The sequence below is a fragment of the Vibrio sp. Vb0349 genome (assembly GCF_033338975.1).
This window is the reverse complement of record NZ_JAWOTS010000213.1, coordinates 1-1371: the sequence shown is the minus strand read 5'-3', so window position 1 is coordinate 1371 and position 1371 is coordinate 1. Positions and strand designations below refer to the sequence as shown.

The following is a 1371-nucleotide window of genomic DNA, read 5'->3' as shown; positions in this document are numbered from 1 at the left end:
CTCTCTGCTACTTATCCGATGGTTGAAGCGTTACTAGGGGAAACGTGCTTTGCCCAAATAGCACGCCAACATGTTTTAACGCACCCACTCCAAGAAGGCAGTGTTATTCACTACGGAAAAGACTTCCATCACACTGTGATGTTGTTTGGTCAGGTCATGGCTCAAGCGCCATACAGCCCAGAAGTCGCACTCTTTGAATGGAACATCGACCTTGCTCGCCAAGCTCGTTATGAGCATCAAGCAGACACAGCCGTGCAACCGCTGACTGAATTACCACACGTACCAGAGTCGCAACATTCTCATTTAGTTTTCCACCTTCGCCCTGGGTGTAAGTGCTTTGATGCTCATTACGCGGTGTTTGATTTATTCGCAGCTGTTCGTACTCAGCAATTCGATCAGCTCAACATCAACCAATTACAACAAGGGGTGATCCGCATCGAGCCCAATGGTGAAGCGCAGTGTTTCGCGCTAGCTGCCGAAGCCTATCAATTGCTTGCCAGCTTGGAACAAAAGCAATGTTTGAGCGATATCCCTGAGCCGTTGCTCGCTCATCTTAATCACATCATGACGCTTGACCTGATTGAAGGTTTTACGCTGCAAACCGCGTAAGGAGGATACGATGACAGATTCTGTTAAAAGCCTGATTAGCCGCTACGACGAATACACCAACAGCTTACAAACTAACGCAATGCCGTTGTTGCTGCTGTTTTGCCGTTTATGGGTCGCTTGGGTGTTTTTTAATTCTGGCCTTATCAAACTTGCCTCATGGGATAGCACCTTGTACTTGTTCGAATTTGAGTATCAAGTTCCGTTGCTACCTTGGGAATTTGCCGCCTATTCAGGCACATTCGCAGAGCTAGTTCTTCCGGTCTTTTTAGCGATTGGATTATTTACTCGCCCTATGGCTGCCATGTTGTTTGTATTCAACATTATCGCTGTCCTGTCCTACCCACTACTTTGGGAGAAAGGTTTCCATGACCACCAACTCTGGGGGTTAATGATTTTGATTGTGACGCTGTGGGGAGCCGGTCCGTTTTCGCTCGACCGATTGCTAAAAGACAAATTCGTCAGATAGAAAAATCCCCGCGATTGCGGGGATTTCTTTTATTGCTTGTTTAGGTAAGCCAGCAGTTCATCCGCTGAGATACCTTGTTGTGCGAGGTCTTTTGCTAATAGCTCAACTTGCTCGCCCTTGCGTGACTCAATCACTTGTTGAAATTGGTACACAATGTCACGCAAGATTGGTAGAGGTACTTGTTTTGCCGCACTACGAATGCGCTCGGAGCTTTGATTGCCCAGCTCATTAAGCAACTTGCCAAACATCACCTTTTCTGGTGAATCTTCCATTTGCTCTAGAATACGAGCCATTTC

3 protein-coding genes are annotated in these 1371 nt (G+C 46.9%); 2 read left to right on the top strand and 1 reads right to left on the bottom strand.

All coding sequences use genetic code 11. From position 1 onward, the window contains the following. Together R7Q47_RS24650 and R7Q47_RS24645 are read left to right on the top strand one after the other, a co-directional pair. Positions 1–609, top strand: a 609-nt coding sequence (locus R7Q47_RS24650; RefSeq protein ID WP_318089883.1) for a putative DNA-binding domain-containing protein, incomplete at its 5' end; no start/stop codon positions are given. Positions 610–619: 10 nt separating this feature from the next. Next, the gene (locus R7Q47_RS24645; protein ID WP_318089880.1) at positions 620–1075 is read left to right on the top strand and encodes a DoxX family protein; all 456 of its coding nucleotides are present in this window, start codon (positions 620–622) and stop codon (positions 1073–1075) included. 29 nt (positions 1076–1104) lie between these two features. Here R7Q47_RS24645 and R7Q47_RS24640 read toward each other — a convergent pair. Beyond that, a partial coding sequence (locus R7Q47_RS24640) for a hypothetical protein (protein WP_318089879.1) occupies positions 1105–1371 on the bottom strand: 267 nt, incomplete at its 5' end.

What these genes read in the sequence shown, in the direction of transcription:
- R7Q47_RS24645 (WP_318089880.1), top strand. Translation starts at nt 620, where the DNA reads ATGACAGATTCTGTTAAAAGCCTGATTAGCCGCTACGACGAATACACC.